Annotated in this window: 15 protein-coding genes; 14 read left to right on the forward strand and 1 reads right to left on the reverse strand. The window is 32.4% G+C overall.

The window, feature by feature from the left end:
• The first annotated feature begins 75 nt into the window (after positions 1–75).
• The 9 genes from ACVC43_RS08745 (at position 76) to ACVC43_RS08785 (ending at position 10,209) form a co-directional block, all read left to right on the forward strand.
• Entirely contained in the window at positions 76–1,374 is a 1,299-nt protein-coding gene (locus tag ACVC43_RS08745) for an APC family permease (protein ID WP_452224129.1), read from the forward strand.
• 69 nt (positions 1,375–1,443) lie between these two features.
• Positions 1,444–2,505, forward strand: coding sequence for a hypothetical protein (locus tag ACVC43_RS08750; protein WP_452224130.1), 1,062 nt, complete (start codon positions 1,444–1,446; stop codon positions 2,503–2,505).
• 11 nt (positions 2,506–2,516) lie between these two features.
• Positions 2,517–5,969: a pyruvate carboxylase gene (locus tag ACVC43_RS08755; RefSeq protein ID WP_452224131.1), complete on the forward strand. Its 3,453-nt coding sequence runs from the start codon at positions 2,517–2,519 to the stop codon at positions 5,967–5,969.
• A gap of 154 nt (positions 5,970–6,123) precedes the next feature.
• Positions 6,124–7,044, forward strand: coding sequence for a helix-turn-helix domain-containing protein (locus ACVC43_RS08760; RefSeq protein ID WP_452224132.1), 921 nt, complete (start codon positions 6,124–6,126; stop codon positions 7,042–7,044).
• Positions 7,045–7,133: 89 nt separating this feature from the next.
• Positions 7,134–7,889: an SDR family oxidoreductase gene (locus ACVC43_RS08765; RefSeq protein ID WP_452224133.1), complete on the forward strand. Its 756-nt coding sequence runs from the start codon at positions 7,134–7,136 to the stop codon at positions 7,887–7,889.
• Position 7,890: 1 nt separating this feature from the next.
• A complete protein-coding gene (locus ACVC43_RS08770; RefSeq protein ID WP_452224134.1) occupies positions 7,891–8,301 on the forward strand; it encodes a hypothetical protein in 411 nt (136 codons plus the stop codon).
• A 14-nt stretch (positions 8,302–8,315) separates the two neighbouring features.
• Positions 8,316–9,377, forward strand: a complete 1,062-nt coding sequence (locus tag ACVC43_RS08775) for a bestrophin family protein (protein ID WP_452224135.1) — start codon at positions 8,316–8,318, stop codon at positions 9,375–9,377.
• Between the two features lie 9 nt (positions 9,378–9,386).
• Complete coding sequence (locus ACVC43_RS08780; RefSeq protein ID WP_452224187.1) at positions 9,387–9,506, forward strand: hypothetical protein; 120 nt, start codon at positions 9,387–9,389, stop codon at positions 9,504–9,506.
• A 124-nt stretch (positions 9,507–9,630) separates the two neighbouring features.
• Entirely contained in the window at positions 9,631–10,209 is a 579-nt protein-coding gene (locus ACVC43_RS08785) for a Crp/Fnr family transcriptional regulator (protein WP_452224136.1), read from the forward strand.
• 245 nt (positions 10,210–10,454) lie between these two features.
• On the opposite strand, the gene ACVC43_RS08790 is transcribed toward ACVC43_RS08785, so the two are convergent.
• Positions 10,455–11,933, reverse strand: a complete 1,479-nt coding sequence (locus ACVC43_RS08790) for a helix-turn-helix domain-containing protein (protein WP_452224188.1) — start codon at positions 11,931–11,933, stop codon at positions 10,455–10,457.
• A gap of 119 nt (positions 11,934–12,052) precedes the next feature.
• On the opposite strand from ACVC43_RS08790, the gene aceB reads away from it, so the two are divergent.
• The 5 genes from aceB (at position 12,053) to ACVC43_RS08815 (ending at position 18,959) form a co-directional block, all read left to right on the forward strand.
• Positions 12,053–13,651: a malate synthase A gene (gene aceB / locus ACVC43_RS08795; RefSeq protein WP_452224137.1), complete on the forward strand. Its 1,599-nt coding sequence runs from the start codon at positions 12,053–12,055 to the stop codon at positions 13,649–13,651.
• 85 nt (positions 13,652–13,736) lie between these two features.
• On the forward strand, positions 13,737–15,368 hold the full coding sequence (locus tag ACVC43_RS08800; protein WP_452224138.1) for an isocitrate lyase: 1,632 nt from the start codon (positions 13,737–13,739) through the stop codon (positions 15,366–15,368).
• A gap of 242 nt (positions 15,369–15,610) precedes the next feature.
• A complete protein-coding gene (locus ACVC43_RS08805) occupies positions 15,611–17,056 on the forward strand; it encodes a RimK family protein (RefSeq protein ID WP_452224139.1) in 1,446 nt (481 codons plus the stop codon).
• Positions 17,057–17,058: 2 nt separating this feature from the next.
• Positions 17,059–18,285, forward strand: a complete 1,227-nt coding sequence (locus ACVC43_RS08810; RefSeq protein WP_452224140.1) for a carboxylate-amine ligase — start codon at positions 17,059–17,061, stop codon at positions 18,283–18,285.
• Entirely contained in the window at positions 18,282–18,959 is a 678-nt protein-coding gene (locus ACVC43_RS08815) for an N-formylglutamate amidohydrolase (protein WP_452224141.1), read from the forward strand. Before ACVC43_RS08810 ends, ACVC43_RS08815 begins: the two co-directional genes overlap by 4 nt.
• The last annotated feature ends 9 nt before the right edge of the window (positions 18,960–18,968 follow it).

Below are 18,968 nucleotides of genomic sequence, written 5' to 3' on the forward strand. Positions count from 1 at the left end.
TATTTAAGCTTGATTAACTTCAAAATTGATAAAATCTTATTAAATTAATAGATTAATTGATTACGCTCAATAAGTATGGATAAAAAAATTGGCTTAAAAGACGCCATTTCAATTGGTATTGGAGGCATGGTTGGTGGAGGTATTTTTGCTGTTCTTGGTCTTGCCGTATCACTTGCCAAAGGAGGTACACCTGTTGCTTTTCTTTTTGCAGGTATTATAGCTTTATTAACTGCATACTCTTATGCTAAATTATCTAAAGCATTTCCAGAAGATGGTGGCACTGTTAGTTTTATTCATCAACAGTTTGGAAATGGTATTTTTGCAGGTAGTATTAATAATTTACTGTGGTTAAGTTATATTGTTATGTTGGCTTTATATGCATCGGCTTTTGGTTCTTATGGTGCAGAAATAATTCCTTTAACTGGTGATAAAACTATAGATGTACGCATTTGCCAAACCGCAATTCTCATTTTGGCATTAACTATTAACTACCTAAGTATAAAACTGGTAAGTAAAATAGAATCTGTAGCAGTTGTTATAAAACTTACTATTTTAATAGGCTTTATAGGTATTGGGTTCTATGGTTTCTCTGTTAATCCAGAAAATATTAGCCAGTTACAACCAACAAACTGGGAAAGCCCGTTACTATTACTCTCTGGCGGTATGGTAATATTTGTTGCTTACGAGGGTTTCGAACTTATAGCAAACTCAATTTCTGATTTAAAAAACCGAGAGAAAAACACAGAAAAAGCCTATTTTGGGGCAGTAGGCTTCGTTATTGTGTTGTATATTTTAATCGCAATAGTCACTGTTGGGTCTCTTCCTTTTAAAGAAATTGCAAATGCCGAAGATTATGTTTTAGCCAAAGCTGCTGAACCCATTTTAGGATCAATAGGATTTAAAATTATTACCATAACAGCTTTAATTTCTACTTTTTCTGCTATAAACGCAACTGTTTTAGGAAGCGGAAGAGTTAACTACAATATTGCAGAGGACAATGAATTACCAAAATATTTTTGCCATAAATTTTGGGGAAAGCCAATAGGCCTTCTTATTACAGCTATTTTGTCTATAATTTTAGTAAACACTTTTAATTTACAAAGTATCTCTACAGCCGGAAGTGCAGGTTTCCTTTTAATTTTCTGTATCGTTAATTACATTGGTTTTAAAAAACATAACGAACTGCACTCTAAAAAATGGATTCACCTCACCGCAAGTATCTTGTGCTTTGTGGCTTTTATGACATTAATTATTCAGCAGTATTCAACAAATAAAACTGGTGTATTTATTGCACTTGGTATTATTCTATTCTGCTTTTTGTTAGAGTTTATCTATAAAAAAACCATGTTCAAAAAATCAAATAAACAGAAATAAAAAAAATACTATGCATGCATAGTATTTTAAGAAATTAATAATTACCTTATAGCCTTTCTAAATTAAACAATGAACGAAAAGCTAATTTCCAAGAAAAAACCAGCGTATCCTATTACAGATAGGCTATCAAAATACCTTACAGAACAAGGTAGAAATATAAAAATCCCTATTTTTTATGATGATCTCCTGCGTTTTCAAGGTGCTGTAGAAATTTTTGATGATAACGATAACGATACCCTTTGGGTGAGTTGCTATTATGCAGAACATGAGCGAGAAGAAATACAACTTAGTTTAAAACAAATGTATTCCATCTTACATTCCGATGGAAGCGACACTATACTACCCTATTTAAATATAGATAGTATCGATTTTTGCACCTTTGGTAATACCAAACCATTTCGTGTAAAAGTGAGAAATATATTAAACGACAATTATATTTTTCTCTATATAAAAAAAGCAGATGCTTCGCGTATTTACGGCTTAGAGTTAGAGCACCTATTATCGCCTAATCATATTAATTTTCTCGTACACAAAGACACGTTAATAGAAGAACATATTTCTGGAATTCCTGGCGACACATATATAAGTGAGCATCTTGAGTCTATTACAGAACAAGATAAAAGATCACTGGCAAAGGAGTTTGTAAAGTTTAACGAACGCTGTTTTGTTAGGTTATTGGCAGATATGCGCTCGTACAATTACGTTATAGTAATTACACACGATTTCGACCGTAAGCAATACCGTATTCGTGCAGTAGATTTCGACCAGCAGAGTTACGAGGGCAACCCAAAAGTGTATAAGCCTCAGTTTTTAAAAGAAAATAATTCGCTTGTACAAATGAGCATAGAGGTGTTGGCTAAAGAATCGATTGAGCAATATGAAAAAGAAGAACGCTCCCTATTAGCAAAACGCGCTACCAGTGAACATGAACGGTTAAACGATTTAATAAAGTGTATGAAAGAAGACACTATTTCATCTACTGCAAAAATTAAACAGCTAAAAACCGGACTTTTTAAACTCACTGGAGATGTTCAATTTAAACGTTCTAAAAATATGGGCGAATTACTTGAAGCTGCATTAGATTTTATTATTAGAAATTACCAAAACGAAAATCCATACATCATTAAATAATACCACTAAAAATGAAAATTAAAAAGGTTCTTGTTGCCAACAGAGGCGAAATAGCTATTCGCGTTTTACGTGCTTGTACAGAGTTAAATTTAACTACTGTTGCTATTTATACCTACGAAGACCGTTACTCGCAACACAGAAATAAAGCTGATGAATCCTACCAAATTGGGGAAGACAACCAACCATTAAAACCTTATTTAGATATTGAAGCCATAATAGATTTGGCGAAATCTAAAAACGTAGATGCCATACATCCTGGTTATGGTTTTTTATCTGAAAACTCAGAATTCGCGAGACAATGTGCTGCAAACAATATAATTTTTATTGGTCCAAAACCTGAAGTTATGGATGCATTAGGCGATAAAATTACAGCTAAAAAAGTTGCTGTAAAATGTAAGGTGCCTATTATTGAAAGTAACAAAAAGAAATTAACCTCACTTAAAGTGGCTTTATCTCAAGCTGCAACCATAGGTTATCCTTTAATGTTAAAAGCTGCTTCTGGTGGTGGTGGACGTGGCATGCGTATTATAAGAAAAGATGAGGATTTAGAATTTAATTTCGACTCGGCAAGAAACGAAGCGCTTAATGCTTTTGGAGACGACACCATGTTTTTAGAAAAATATGTAGAAGACCCAAAACACATTGAAGTACAAATTGTGGCAGATAATCATGGGAATATTCGGCATTTACACGAACGTGATTGCTCGGTACAACGTCGTCACCAAAAAGTAGTAGAAATTGCACCCTCACATAATGTTAGTGATACGGTAAAACAGAATTTATATAAGTATGCTGTAGCAATAGCTAAAGAAGTAAGCTACAACAATATTGGTACGGTAGAATTTTTAGTAGATAAAGAGGATAACATTTATTTTATAGAAGTAAACCCAAGAATACAAGTAGAACATACCGTTACAGAAATGGTAACTGGAATAGACTTGGTTAAAACCCAGATTTTTGTTGCTGGAAATTATACTTTAGACAGTAAGCAAATAAAAATATACGACCAAGAATCTATTGCTACTTATGGTTTTGCTTTACAATGCCGATTAACAACCGAAGATCCTGCCAATAATTTCACGCCAGATTACGGTAATGTAACCACCTACAGAAGCGCTTCAGGAATGGGCATTCGTCTGGACGCTGGCAGCATTTATCAAGGCTATCAGGTAAGTCCGTTTTTCGATTCTATGTTAGTAAAAGTGTCTTCTCACGGCAGAACATTAGATGGTGCAACGCGAAAAATGGTACGTGCTTTAAAAGAATTTAGAATTCGTGGTGTAAAAACAAACATTCATTTTTTACAAAATGTTATTCAGCATCCAACCTTTAAAGATGGGAAGGTAACTGTTAATTTTATTCAGAATACACCTTCGCTTTTTAAAATAAAACTACCTCAAGACAGAACGTCTAAAGTGGTTAATTTTTTAGCTGAAGTGATTGTTAACGGAAATTCTGACGTTAAAAATATTGAAGAAAATAAAGTCTTTAAAACGCCTAAAGTTCCTAAGTTTAGCTTATCTGAAAAACATCCAAAAGGCACAAAAGATAAGCTTACTGAATTAGGTCCAGAAAAATTTTGCGCTTGGTTAAAAGACGAGAAAAAAATTCATTTTACAGATACGACAATGCGCGATGCGCACCAATCGTTATTAGCAACACGAATGCGAACATTCGATATGCTTAAAGTGGCAGAAAGTTTCGCAAAAAACCACCCTAATACCTTTAGTATGGAAGTTTGGGGAGGCGCCACTTTCGATGTTTGCTTACGTTTTCTGCACGAAAGCCCGTGGACGCGCTTAAGAGAATTACGAAAAGCAGTGCCAAACATTTTATTCCAAATGCTACTACGTGGCTCAAATGGTGTTGGCTATAAAGCGTATCCTGACAATTTAATCGAAAAATTTGTTGAAAAATCTTGGGAAAATGGTGTCGATATTTTTAGAATTTTCGATTCTTTAAACTGGGTCAAAGCTATGGAACCAAGTATAAATTATGTACGTAACAAAACAGGCGGTATAGCAGAGGCAGCATTAAGTTACACAGGCGATATTTTAGATGTAAAGGAAACTAAATACAATATTAAATACTACACGCAACTGGCTAAAGACTTAGAAAATGCTGGTGCACACATGATTGCGATAAAAGACATGGCAGGTTTATTAAAACCATATGCAGCTACCGAATTGGTTTCGGCTTTAAAAGACACTGTAAACGTCCCTATTCATTTACATACACACGATACCTCATCGTTACAAACTGCTACTTATTTAAAAGCTATAGAAGCAGGTGTAGATGTTGTTGATGTAGCATTAAGCGGTCTTTCTGGTTTAACCTCACAGCCTAACTTTAATGCGGTTGTAGAAATGATGAAAGGCCAACCAAGAGAGCATGCTTTTAATATGCCAAAACTAAATCAGTTTTCAAATTTCTGGGAAGATACGCGCGAGTTGTATTACCCTTTTGAATCTGGTTTAAAAGCCGGAACTGCCGAAGTTTTTGAGCATGAAATTCCTGGCGGACAATATTCAAATTTGCGTCCGCAAGCCACAGCTTTAGGTTTAGGTGACAGATTCGACGAAGTTAAAAAAATGTATGCCGCAGTTAACACGCTTTTTGGCAACTTAGTAAAAGTAACTCCAAGTTCTAAAGTAGTTGGTGATATGGCTATTTTTATGGTAACTAATAATTTAACGACAGAAGATGTTATGGAACGTGGAGACGAAATCTCGTTTCCAGAATCGGTAATAAGTTTCTTTATGGGTGATTTAGGACAACCAGTTGGTGGTTTCCCAAAAAAACTTCAAAAGATTATACTAAAAAACAGAAAACCATATACTAACAGACCAAACGCACATTTAGAGCCAATAGATTTTGATGTGGAATACGAAGCTTTTAAGAAAAAATTTCAAAAAGGCTTTACACGTGCTATAGAAATGGAAGATTTTTTATCGTACACCTTATATCCAAAAGTGTTTGAGCAAGCACACGAAAATTATAAAAAATATGGAAACTTAGCCTTAGTACCAACTAAGAATTTTTTCTATGGCATGAAGCTACGTGAGGAAATTTTAATAGAATTAGAACCAGGAAAAACGGTTATTATTAAGTTATTATCTGTTGGAATCCCAAATGATGAAGGCATGAGAACCGTATTCTTTAAAGTAAATGGTGAAAACAGGTTTGTAGAAATTTTAGACCAATCTCTAAATATTAAGATAGAAACAAACACAAAAATAGATCCTGCTAATACTAACCAGATTGGAGCACCTTTACAAGGTTCATTATATAAAGTGTTGGTTAAAAAAGGGCAAGAAGTAAAAGAAAACGATCCTTTGTTTGTTATCGAAGCTATGAAAATGGAAACCACGGTAACCGCCTTTAAATCTGGAACTGTGAAAACAGTAAGCTTAAAAGAAGGCAGTATGGTTAAACAAGATGATTTAGTGGTGACTGTTGAGTAGGTTTTTGTATTTTTAAAAATAAGAATTATTAAGATGCATTTTCCTCATTCATTTTTGACAATTTTAGTGCAAATTGCTTTTTACCATTAATAAAAGATGTTGAATTATTTTTTTATCAAAGATGCAAGAAGTAATTTGAATAAAATACACTTGAATGAGTAGAACTGATAAAATATTATTTTTTGAAAAGGTTGTTGATTTGTACAATACTTTGGGGATTCCTATTGAGCAGAATAGTCAATTTTCAATAAATAATCTTTTAAATATTCATAAAGAAATTCCTTACAAGTCTCCTGTTTTTAGAACAAATTATTATTCATTCGTGTTTATTAAGAATGGAGAAGGTAATTATATAACAGACGAACAAAAATTTGAATATAAGTCTAACACTATCTATTTTACAAACCCAGGGCACATAAAAGCATTTGAATTTTATAGATTAGAAGAAGCCTTTTTAATTACTTTTAGTGAAGAATTTCTTAAAACAAATATCAATCAAAGCGTGTTTCTCGATTTTCCTTTTTTACTTTCCGAAACTGTTGCTCCTCAACAATTAAATAACAACCAATTTAGCGAAATTGAAACACTTTATTTACAAATACTTAAAGAGTATAACAATAAATCTCAATATAAAAATAAGATAATTAGCAATTTATTAATTGTTTTACTATTAAAAATAAAAGATTTGTTTTGGCAAGATTACCTACCTATGGAAGAAGGAAATAGTCAATCAAGAATTGTAAAAACATTTAAAGAAAATCTTGAATCTCATTATCAAAAATTAATGAGAAAAGAGAGTTCAGTTATTTTACAACCTCAAGACTACGCCAATACTCAACTATTAAATTCAAGTTATTTTAGTCAGGTAATTAAAAGCAAAACAGGCAAATCACCCACGCAGTGGATAGCAGAGAGAACTACATCTTTAGCTAAGTCGTTATTAATTAACAGTACCAAATCAATTAAAGAAATCACATATTCAATTGGATTTAGTGAAACGGCACATTTTAGTAATTTTTTTAAAAAACAATCAGGTTTTTCTCCATCTGCCTACCGAAAAAAACATAAAAACTAAAGAATTTACAACTAATACTAAATAACGTATAATTATTAAGACTATTCACTCGCTACTTTTATCCCATTATTAATTTAAACATAAATATAATGGCAAAAATAGATTTAACGAATAAAGTAGTATTAATAGCAGGTGGTGCGAAAAATTTGGGTGGATTAATTAGTCGTGAAGTTGCTAAACAAGGCTCAGATGTTGTGATACATTATCATAGTGACAGTTCAAAAGCTAGTGCAGAAGACACGGTTAAGGCTGTTGAGAGTTTAGGAAGAAAAGCGATTATGATCCAAAGCGATTTAACAAAAGCCGAAAATGTAACAGCACTTTTTCGAAAAGCAAAAGAAAAATTTGGTCGTATAGACATTGCGGTAAATACAGTAGGTATGGTCTTGAAAAAACCTTTTGTAGAAACAACAGAAAAAGAATTTGATGCCATGTCAGACATTAATAGTAAATCAGCTTACTTTTTTATTAAAGAAGCAGGCAATAACTTAGAAGACAATGGGAAAATAATGACTATTGCAACGTCTTTATTAGGAGCTTACACAGGTCTTTATGCTACTTATGCTGGAGGAAAAGCACCTGTTGAGCATTACACAAGAGCTGCATCGAAAGAATTTGGAAACAGAGGAATTTCTGTAAATTCAATAGCGCCTGGACCCATGGATACACCGTTTTTTTATGGACAAGAATCACCAGAAGCTGTTGAATATCATAAATCTGCTTCTGCACTTGGGGGCTTAACAAAAATTGAAAACATTGTACCAATTATCACATTTTTAGCTACTGACGGCTGGTGGATAACAGGACAAACCATTCTTGCAAATGGTGGTTATACAACAAAATAAGATGAAAAAAATTATTGGAATATTAGTTATATTTTTGAACTTGGTTGCCTGTGGGCAACCAAGTTCATCAAAATCAAATACAGAAAAAATGGACTTGACAGCAATAACAAATAAAAATGTAAAAGGAGCCATTGAAGCATTACAATCAGGTGATAAATCTTGGTATTCATATTTTACTGAAAATCCTGAAATGACAGATGATGGAAACACAAAAGATCTTCATAAATTTTTCAATAATGCTTTAGGTAAAGAAAAATTCCTCTCAATAGATAAGGTAGAAAATGAAGGGAAAAATATTACTGGCAATTTTAAAGCAGGAATGTGGGGAACTTTTAAAGTGTATTTTAATTTTCACGAAAACACAGATGGTAAATTCAGTAAATTAGATATTGGACAAACTTCAAAACTATAACAAACTAATAATTTATGTATACAAGAAAGGTTTTCAAAATTAAGGATTTAGTAAAGTGGACCCGTCGCGAGACCATTTTGTTTTTGGCTATAATAATAGTATTTGTATCATTATATTATTTCTTCGATTTAGAATGGTTAAAAATTCCTTGGACACCTTTGGCTTTAATTGGTACAGCAGTTGCTTTTGTAATTGGTTTTCAAAATAATTCTGCTTACGGCAGAATTTGGGAAGCAAGAAAAATTTGGGGTGGCATTACAAATACTTCAAGGACATTTGGCATGTTTGTTCAAGACATGGTAAACAACGAATATGCAACAGATAAAGTATCTAAAGAAGAATTGGAGCAAGAAATTAAAACTTTAACTTATAGACATATTGCGTGGATGACAGCCTTAAGGCATGCCATGCGAATTTCAAAATCTTGGGAAACTGTGGTTCAAGAAAAAGCCAATAAGGAATGGAGTGAAATAGTGAGTCCGCCAGAATGGAAATCAAACGTAGAAGACGATATGAAACCCTATCTTTCTAAAGTAGATTTAGACTATGTCATGAGCAAGAATAACAAGCAAACTGCCTTGCTTTATTTACAATCTCATCATCTTAAAAATTTAAAAGAAAAAGGTGTTATTTGGGAATTTTCCTTTTTAGAATTAGAAAATATTTTGCAAGAACTATTTACGCTACAAGGTCAGTCTGAACGCATTAAAAACTTCCCATATCCTCGTCAATTTGCAACTTTAAATCATTATTTTATGTGGATTTTTGTATTGTTATTACCATTGGCAATTGTGCCACAGTTTGCAGAGATTGGAAATGAAATGACAGCACAACACCCTACAATTGGTTCTTTTTTTATTTGGCTCTCTATCCCCTTTTATATTATCGTGGCTTGGGTTTTTCATACTATGGAAAAAATAGGTAGAACAGGAGAAAATCCTTTTGAAGGTTCTGCTAATGATGTCCCAATTTCAACGATGGCTCGTGGAATAGAAATCGATTTAAGGCAGAATTTAGGAGAATCATTAGAGAATATTCCTAAACAATTTCCTATGATTTATGATACACAAATGTAAACATTAGTTATCGAAGCTATAAAAGAAGAAAACACAGTAATCGCCTTGATATCTGGAACAGTAAAAACCGTAAGCCTAAAAGAAGGCAGTATGGTTAAGCAAGATGATTTGGTGGTTACTGTTGAGTAGGTTTTAAATAAACTTTTTATTAAAAGTAAAAAACCACCTATTTCAGGTGGTTTTTATAATTAGCATCAGACTATCATTTATGACAAATTGTGCTAATTAAAAAGCTATTTTGTAAATTGCCCAAGTGAACACCAACAATGCCATAGCATCTATAATTTTTAAAGAGTTTTCTTTCTCTAAAGAAGACAGAGAAATTATTGCAGCTGCTTTTCAGAAAAAAAGCTTTACAAAAGGCGATATAATTATTAAAGAAGGTGATTTGGTTGACGATTTATACTACATTTACGACGGTTGTCTAAGAACATTCCATAACGATGTTTACGGCAAAGAACATACCATACAATTTGGAATTAAAGATTGGTGGATAACAGATTATACTGCTTTCTTTTTATCCTCTGAAGCTTTAATGAATTTAGAAGTTCTTCAAGATTGTACTGTGTACGCCTTGTCCAAAGAGAACAGAGAACTTTTATATAATAAATTCCCTCAAATTGATAAGTATATTAGGGTTAAATTGGAACGCGCTTATGCGGCGTTTCAAAAAAGGATTTTAGCTAACTTATCGCAATCTGCTGCCACGCGTTATTTAGAATTTGTAAATACACATCCTGATATTGAAAAGATGGTTAAAAACTATCATATTGCCTCTTACCTCGGCATTACAACCGAAAGTTTAAGCCGGATTAGAAAAAATATCGCATAGATATTTTTATTACCATACATCAATTTTTTTTAGAAAGCATCTTAATACTTTTGTATTCCACTCAATTTATAATAGAATACCCCTAACGTATTTTTTAATAGGTTGATTATTTAGCTTTAAAAAGCGCAAGTTACAACTTGCGCTTTTTTTATTTTACTAAAATGAGATGCTTGATTGCGCTATAAGAAAAGTATTAATATCACAGCGTTTGCATTGTTAATTAGGGAAAGTTATCTTTTTAGGTTTTACAACGTAAATTTTGTGTTTAATTCTTCAACAATTATTTCAATCTTCTTATTCTTAGCTTTTCTATCTAAAATTATTGCAGGAGCTTGTCTCACCTCACAGTTTTTAATTAAACATCTCTCGCATGTAACACCTACATTTTGAGATGCAATATTTGTATCTTCTAAAAAATTAATTTTTCGCTTTAATTGCTTATTAATAAGTAAACCAACACTTATACTTCGGTAGTGATTATCTCTAAAAGGATCTTTAGTGGCCGAAGACAAAACAAGATACTTCATACCATCATCTTGATAATTTGAAATTTGCATATCAAACACATGATTTTTTTCACTCTTGCTAATGTCTTTTAGCATTTTTATAGATATCCAACGTCTACAATAATGCTCATTAGTTTCGTTTGCATGCGGTGAGTGCTGATGAGATAAATGCAATTCTTTTTTGAGATGAAATATATTGCTTTCAGCTTTATGAGTGAACCTTAGAAAAAATAAATTTTGAATATTAAAAGCTTTGGGCAAAATATTAGTTAAGCGTTGATAAAAAGATTCTGGAGAAGCATTAAAAGTGTCTATAGTTTTTAGAAAAAGCGTAGTGTCAAAAGTATCTTTTTCAAAAACAGCAGTTAGTTTCTCTACAATTTTTGTTTTAGAAATAATTAAGGCTCCAGCAAAATACGAAGCGTAAAAATTATTTAAAACCTGATCGAATGTATCAAATTTAATCCAAGGAAAAGTATATAAGCGTTCTTTTATATCTAAAAAATTATAGGCTAATTCTTTTGCATAAATAAATGTACGCTGCGACTCATCTATTTTATTTGTAAGCAATAAAGTCTTGGTTTTTGGCACAAATACAGAACGTAAGTTAACTAATGCTTCATATTTATTTAATTCCTCTTTTTCAATACTATACCCATATTCTTCTATCAATATATCTTCTAAATCTTTGGATGTAATGGTTTGATTTAAATCTATTTGATAAGCTTTAGCAAACTTTAATACACTCTGTTCTAAGTCTTCAAAATAATTATTATTGGCTTCTTGAAAAGAGCGTACAGAAGCAAGAAAAAAACTTTCTCTACTAAAACTATAATGCTGTGCAATTTCTATTATTGTACTAATAAACGCATTTACTTTCGCAGGCGCATTGGCTACAATGTCTATTAAGTTGCTTTCCTTAATACCAAATAGATCTAAAGGAATTTCTTTTAATATTTTAGATTGTAACAATTCCCCAATTGGTGCTAGGTTTTTATCTAATTTTAAAGACACCATCTGGTCATAAGGCACATCTAATTTTTCTGAAAGAATTGCTATTTTATCGGGTTTTGGATATTTTTTTCCATTCTCTATTTCATTTAAATACGATTTAGATAAACCAGAGAGCTTAGACAACCCAAATAGAGATAAATTCTTGTCAGTCCTTATCTGCTTTAGCTTTAAGCCAAAAATAAGTTTTATATAATCTTCTTCCATAATTGCAAATATAAGCATTTTTGCGAAAAAATATTTTTAGCGAAATAATACATTTAGCGAACGTTCGCTTGTTTTATAAAAATCTTTATTATAATATTGTAAAATAAATTTAGAACATAATGGAACACACACTTTTAAAATTACCAAAAATCGCTTTCTCTAAAGAAGTAAATAACTATTATCCAGAAATACTTACAGACGAAGCTTTAAATTTTATTACTGCTCTTCATGAGAAGTTTAATTCAGAACGTTTAGAATTATTAAACAAAAGAGAACTACAGCAAAACGTTTTTGATAACGGCAAACTTCCTGAATTTCCTTTAGAAACTAAACATATTAGAGAAACAGACTGGAAAGCAGGTAGTATACCAAAAGACCTTCAAGATAGACGAGTAGAAATTACAGGTCCTGTTAATAGAAAAATGATAATTAATGCCTTAAACTCTGGAGCAAAAACCTTTATGGCCGATTTAGAAGACAGTAATGCACCTACTTGGAAAAATGCCATCGAAGGACAACAAAATTTAATAGACGCCAATAAAAAAACAATTTCGCTACATGATGTTAAAAAAAATAAGTCGTATAAGCTAAACCCTAAAACATCAGTACTACTGGTAAGGCCAAGAGGTTTGCATTTAAATGAAAGGCATATTTTAATAAACAACGAAGAAGCATCTGGTAGCTTGGTCGATTTTGGTTTATATGTATTTCATAATACCAAAATAATGATGAAAAATAGTACTGCTCCTTATTTTTATCTTCCAAAATTAGAACATTATTTAGAAGCACGTTGGTGGAATGCTGTGTTTGAGTTTGCTCAAAATTATTTAAAAATCCCACAAGGCACCTTTAAAGCTACTGTTTTAATAGAAACTATAACAGCAAGTTTTCAGTTAGATGAAATTATATATGAACTTAAAGAACACATCGTAGGCTTAAATTGTGGTCGTTGGGATTATATATTCTCTTACATTAAAAAATTTAGAAATCATCCCAACTTTATTGTCCCTAACCGCGATCAAGTAACCATGACGACTCCTTTCATGGATGCATACTCTAAACTAGTAATACAGCGCTGTCACAAAAGAGGCATTTTAGCAATTGGCGGAATGGCTGCACAAATTCCTATTAAAAATAACGATAAAGCAAATGACATAGCATTAGAAAAAGTTAGAAAAGATAAAGAACGTGAGGCGAAAAATGGTCATGATGGCACATGGGTAGCTCATCCAGCTTTAGTTGAAATAGCACTAAAAGAATTTAATAAGTATATGCCAACACCGAACCAATTGCACATTACACGTGATGATATTAATATAACAGAAAAAGACTTAGTTGAAATCCCTAAAGGCACTGTAAGCGAGGCTGGTATAAGAAAAAACATTAACGTTGGTATTTTATATACCGAAGCTTGGCTAAGAGGTCATGGCGCTGTAGCTCTTTACAATTTAATGGAAGATGCCGCAACTGCAGAGATATCCAGAACTCAAGTTTGGCATTGGCTTAAAAATGAAGTTACACTTGAAGATAAACGCCTGTTCACAAAAGCATTGTTTGATAATATTTTTGATGACGAGGTTGAAAAAATCATAACAGAAGTTGGCCAAGATAATATTACAAAAACCAAATTTAAATTAGCAATAGCGCTGTTTAAAAAATTAGTAACTCAAGAAAAATTTGAAGAATTTTTAACGCTTCCAGCTTACCAATACCTTTAAAAAAAATGTCTCGCAACTACGGCAATAGTATACGAGACTAAACTATTAAAATCTAGAAAAAACCTTAATAATTAAACACAAAATTATGAAAAATTTAGCACAAAGTAATTATAGCTCTGCTTTAGAAACAGTAAAAAATCTCAAAGCAAAGTATGGAAAGACTTGGAATACAATAAATCCAGAAAACGCAGCGAGAATGGCGACTCAAAATCGCTTTAAAACTGGTTTAGATATCGCTAAATATACTGCTGCTATAATGAGAAAAGATATGGCCGATTATGATGCAGATACAACAAACTACACCCAATCTTTAGGTTGCTGGCATGGATTTGTGGCACAGCAAAAAATGATTGCAGTTAAAAAACATCACAAAACTACTAATAAAAGGTATCTATATCTTTCGGGTTGGATGGTCGCTGCATTACGTTCTGAATTTGGTCCATTACCAGACCAATCTATGCACGAAAAAACTGCCGTACCAAACTTAATATCAGAAATTTACGATTTTTTACGCCAAGCAGATGCCATAGAATTAAATGATTTATTTAAGAGATTAGAAAATGGAGAAGATGTACAGGATAAAATAGATAATTTTGAAACACATATAGTTCCTATAATTGCAGATATTGATGCCGGTTTTGGCAATGAAGAAGCAACATACTTATTAACAAAAAAAATGATTGAAGCAGGAGCTTGTGCCATTCAAATTGAAAACCAAGTATCTGATGCAAAACAATGTGGACATCAAGACGGTAAAGTTACAGTACCACACGAAGATTTTATTGCAAAACTAAATGCTATTAGGTATGCATTTTTAGAATTGGGTGTAGATGAAGGGATTATTGTAGCAAGAACAGATTCCGAAGGTGCTGGTTTAACACAAAAGCTGCCAGTTAGCCAAGAACCAGGAGATTTAGCGTCTCAATATTTAGCTTTCGTAGAGGCTGAAGAAATTAATATTCATGATGCTAAAGAGGATGATGTATTATTAAAGAGAGATGGTAAATTGGTACGTCCTGTACGTTTAGCAAACGGATTATATAAGTTTAAAAATGGATCAAATATAGATCGTGTAGTGTTAGATTGCATTACAAGTCTTCAAAATGGAGCAGACCTACTATGGATTGAAACACCAACTCCAAATGTAAAACAAATAGCAACAATGGTGAACAGGGTTAAGAAAGTGATACCTAATGCTAAATTGGTTTACAATAACTCACCTTCATTTAATTGGACTTTAAACTTCCGCAATCAGGCCTATGATGACATGCTCGCAGAAGGGGAAAATATGACTGCTTACGATAGAAATAATTTAATGGCTACAGAGTATGATGGTTCAGAATTATGTTATCGGGCAGATGTGAAAATTAAAACATTTCAAACAGATGCGGCAAGAGAAGCTGGTATTTTTCATCATTTAATCACACTACCAACCTATCATACCACAGCACTTCATATGAATGATTTAACACAGGGTTATTTTGGTGAAGATGGTATGTTGGCGTATGTAAAAGGAGTTCAAAGACAAGAAATTAGAAAAGGAGTTTCTTGTGTAAAACATCAAAGAATGGCTGGATCGGATCTTGGTGATGATCATAAATCGTTCTTTGCAGGAGACAAAGCATTGAAAGCGAGTGGAGAAAATAACACTTCCAAACAATTTGAAATAGATGTAGAAAAAACTAAAAATATTAAAGAGATAACCGTTCTTGCCTAAGCAAACTTAAAGGGATTTAATTATTAAAATATTAAATTCTCAAACAAAACACTGGAGATTAATAGCCTTTTTTTAACAGCGCAAGTTACAACTTGCGCTGTTTTTATTTTATAATATAAAGGACGAAAAATTCAACCATAAGTAGTTTAAAACAACATAAAAAATATTTTTTTGATTCCTGTAAAAGCAATTAAAAAATAACATACATTTACTTAAAATTTTAATAGCGTATTGCGCTCTAAATGAATAAATACATTGTTGTAAATCAACCAGAAAAGTGGCACTTTTTAATTGATAATATTACAGTAATTTCCTCACAAGATTATCTTACCAATCCTAAGTATTCTTTATTAAAAAATGCACGAATTTTTAATTTGTGTAAGGATTACTCGTACCAATCTAAAGGATATTACGTATCACTCTTGGCAGAAGCCAGAGGACATTTGCCAATTCCCACCACTAAGAATATTGTGGACCTTAAAGCTTTAAAACTTGTTCGTATCGTTTCAGATGAGTTTGATGATGTTATACAACAAAGCTTAAAGAACATTAAATCCCAAGACTTTACGTTAAGTATCTATTTTGGACAAAATGTTGCACAGAAATATAAGAACCTAAGCGCTTTATTTTACAAGCACTTTCAAGTACCTTTTTTAAGGGTTAATTTTAACCACACTACCAAGTGGAACATACAGAGTGTTAAGGCGATTTCAGAATCTGAAATTCCCTTAGAACACCTCTCAAGCGTGCATGAATTTGCTAATCAATATTTTGCAAAAAAACGGTACGACACAGCAAAGGTTACCAATTACGATTTTGATCTGGCTATACTGGTGAACCCAAACGATCCAGCGCCTCCAAGCAATGCTAAAGCTTTAAAAAAGTTTGTGGAAATTGCTGAAAAAATGAACATTTATGCCGAAATTATTGAGCCCAAAGACTTATCACGTCTCTCTTCTTTTGATGCTTTATTTTTAAGGCAGAGTACCGAAGTTAATAATGAAGCTTACACCTTTGCCAGAAAAGCGCAACAAGAAGGTATTGCTATTATCGATTATCCAGATGCCATTTTAAAATGCTGTAATAAGGTTTATATGGCAGAAGCTTTAAATAATGCCAATATTGCCACACCAACAACTGTAATTGTGCATAGCAACAACAGAAATATGGTTTTGGAACAGACAGGATTACCTTGTGTTTTAAAAGCACCTGATTCTACGTTTTCTTTTGGTGTAAAAAAAGCTAAAACAAAAGAGGAATACGATGAGTTAGTAACCGACATGCTTAAAGAATCTGACTTAATAATTGCTCAGGAGTTTTGTCCTTCAGATTACGATTGGCGCATAGGCATTATTGATAACAAACCATTTTACGCTTGCAGATATTATATGGCAAAAGGCCATTGGCAGATTTATAATTGGAAAGCAACCAATAAAAACGATCAAGATGGAGACGCCGATTGTTTACCCATTGAGGAAGTACCAAAAAACGTTATTGATATGGCATTAAAAACCGCTAAATTAATGGGATTAGGGCTTTATGGAATTGACATTAAAGTTGTAGAAAATAAACTAATGGTTATTGAAATTAACGACAACCCAAATATTGATTTTGGCGTGGAAGATGCCTATTATGGCGATTTGGTTTATACCGAAATTCTTTCAGCATTAAAAAAACGTTTAGATTAAATATGAAAAAACCCTATCACCTATTCGACGTTTACGGTATTGAGCTCGAGTACATGCTTGTTAATAATAATACTTTTAAAGTAGCGCCACAAGTAGATGAATTATTAACTAAAAAAGCTGGAAAATTAGTAGCAGATATAGACAATGGCGACATAGCGTGGAGCAACGAACTTGTAGCTCACGTTATAGAATTAAAAACCAATGGACCTACAACAAGCACGGATGATTTGGCAGAAAAATTTCATAAAAACATTATAGAAATTGATGCAATATTAAAGCCTTTAAACCTTGCACTTTTGGGTTCTGCTTCGCACCCACTAATGCATCCAGACACACACACGCAATTATGGAAACACAGCTACAGCGAAGTTTATGCGCTTTACAATACTATTTTCAATTGTAAAGGTCATGGCTGGAGCAATGTACAAAGCACTCACATTAATTTGCCGTTTTATGACGATGCAGAATTCGAAAAACTGCATGCTGCTATTCGTATAATTTTACCCTTATTACCAGGACTTTGTGCCAGCTCGCCAATTTTAGAGAGTAAAATTACAGGTTTTAAAGACACCAGGCTGGAGTTTTACAAAACCAACCAAAAGGAAATTCCAGAATTAACTGGTTTGGTAATACCAGAGCGTGTGTTCTCGAAATTAGATTACCATGCTACCGTGTTTGAGCCTATTAAGAAAGCAATAAAACCTTACGATAAAAATAATATTTTAGACCAGCATTTTTTAAACTCTCGTGGTGCTATTGCTCGTTTCGATAGAAGTGCTATTGAAATACGTTTGATGGATATTCAAGAATGCCCTAAAGCAGATATTGCTATTTGTGCTTTGGTTATTGAAGTGCTAAAGACATTGGTTAACAAAGAATTATGTTCATTAAAAGATCAGAAGTCATGGGTAAAAGAAGATTTATTTTTTATTTTAAATGATGCCATAAAATTTGCTGAACATAGTACAATTGACAATTTAGAATATTTAAAATTATTTCAAATAACAGCTCCTGCAACTGTGGGTGACATTTGGAATCACCTGTATGAAAAAGTTAAGCCAACACTACATATTAAACATCATCCAGTAATTGAATTTATTTTAGAAGAAGGCACTTTAGCAACACGTTTACTTAAAGCTATTGCAAATAATACTTCTCAAGCACATATTATTTCAGTTTATAGTAATATGCAACAGTCTTTACAAACTAACGAGCTATTTAAACCGTGAAACTTATATTAACCTGCGAACATGGAGGCAACGATATTCCTAAGGTGTACAAAAAACACTTCACCAATAATAAAATTTTAAAAACACACCGTGCTTACGATTTGGGTGCTCTGGATTTATTTCAACATTTAAAACCATTGTCTCATGCTTCGTATTTTAGCACAACAAGCAGGTTATTGGTAGAGTTAAATCGGTCGCTACATCACCCTCAATTGTTTTCAGAATTTACAAAAAAATTACCTGATAATAAAAAAGCTGAAATTATTGAAGCCTATTACAAACCTTACAGGACTTTAGTTGAAAACAGTATTAAAAAAGAGATTGCAAATGGTATTTCTGTGCTTCATATTTCAGTTCATAGCTTCACACCACAACTAAACGGAGATATTAGAAATTGTGCTATTGGTCTGCTCTTTGATTATTCAAAAGACGAAGAAAAGCAAATCTGCAAAAAAATAAAAGCGCAACTATTAAAAGAAAATTCTAACTTAAAAATTAGGTTTAACTATCCGTATCTGGGAAAAGCAGATGGATTTACCACCTACTTAAGAAAACAATTCCCTAAGCACTATTTGGGTATAGAAATAGAGGTCAATCAGAAATTTGCTTCAAAAAATAGTATGAAAACAGAAATTAAAGCATCAATATACCGAGCTTTAAATTCTATTTTATAGTTTTTATTT

The sequence above is a fragment of the Lacinutrix chionoecetis genome (genome assembly GCF_053604665.1).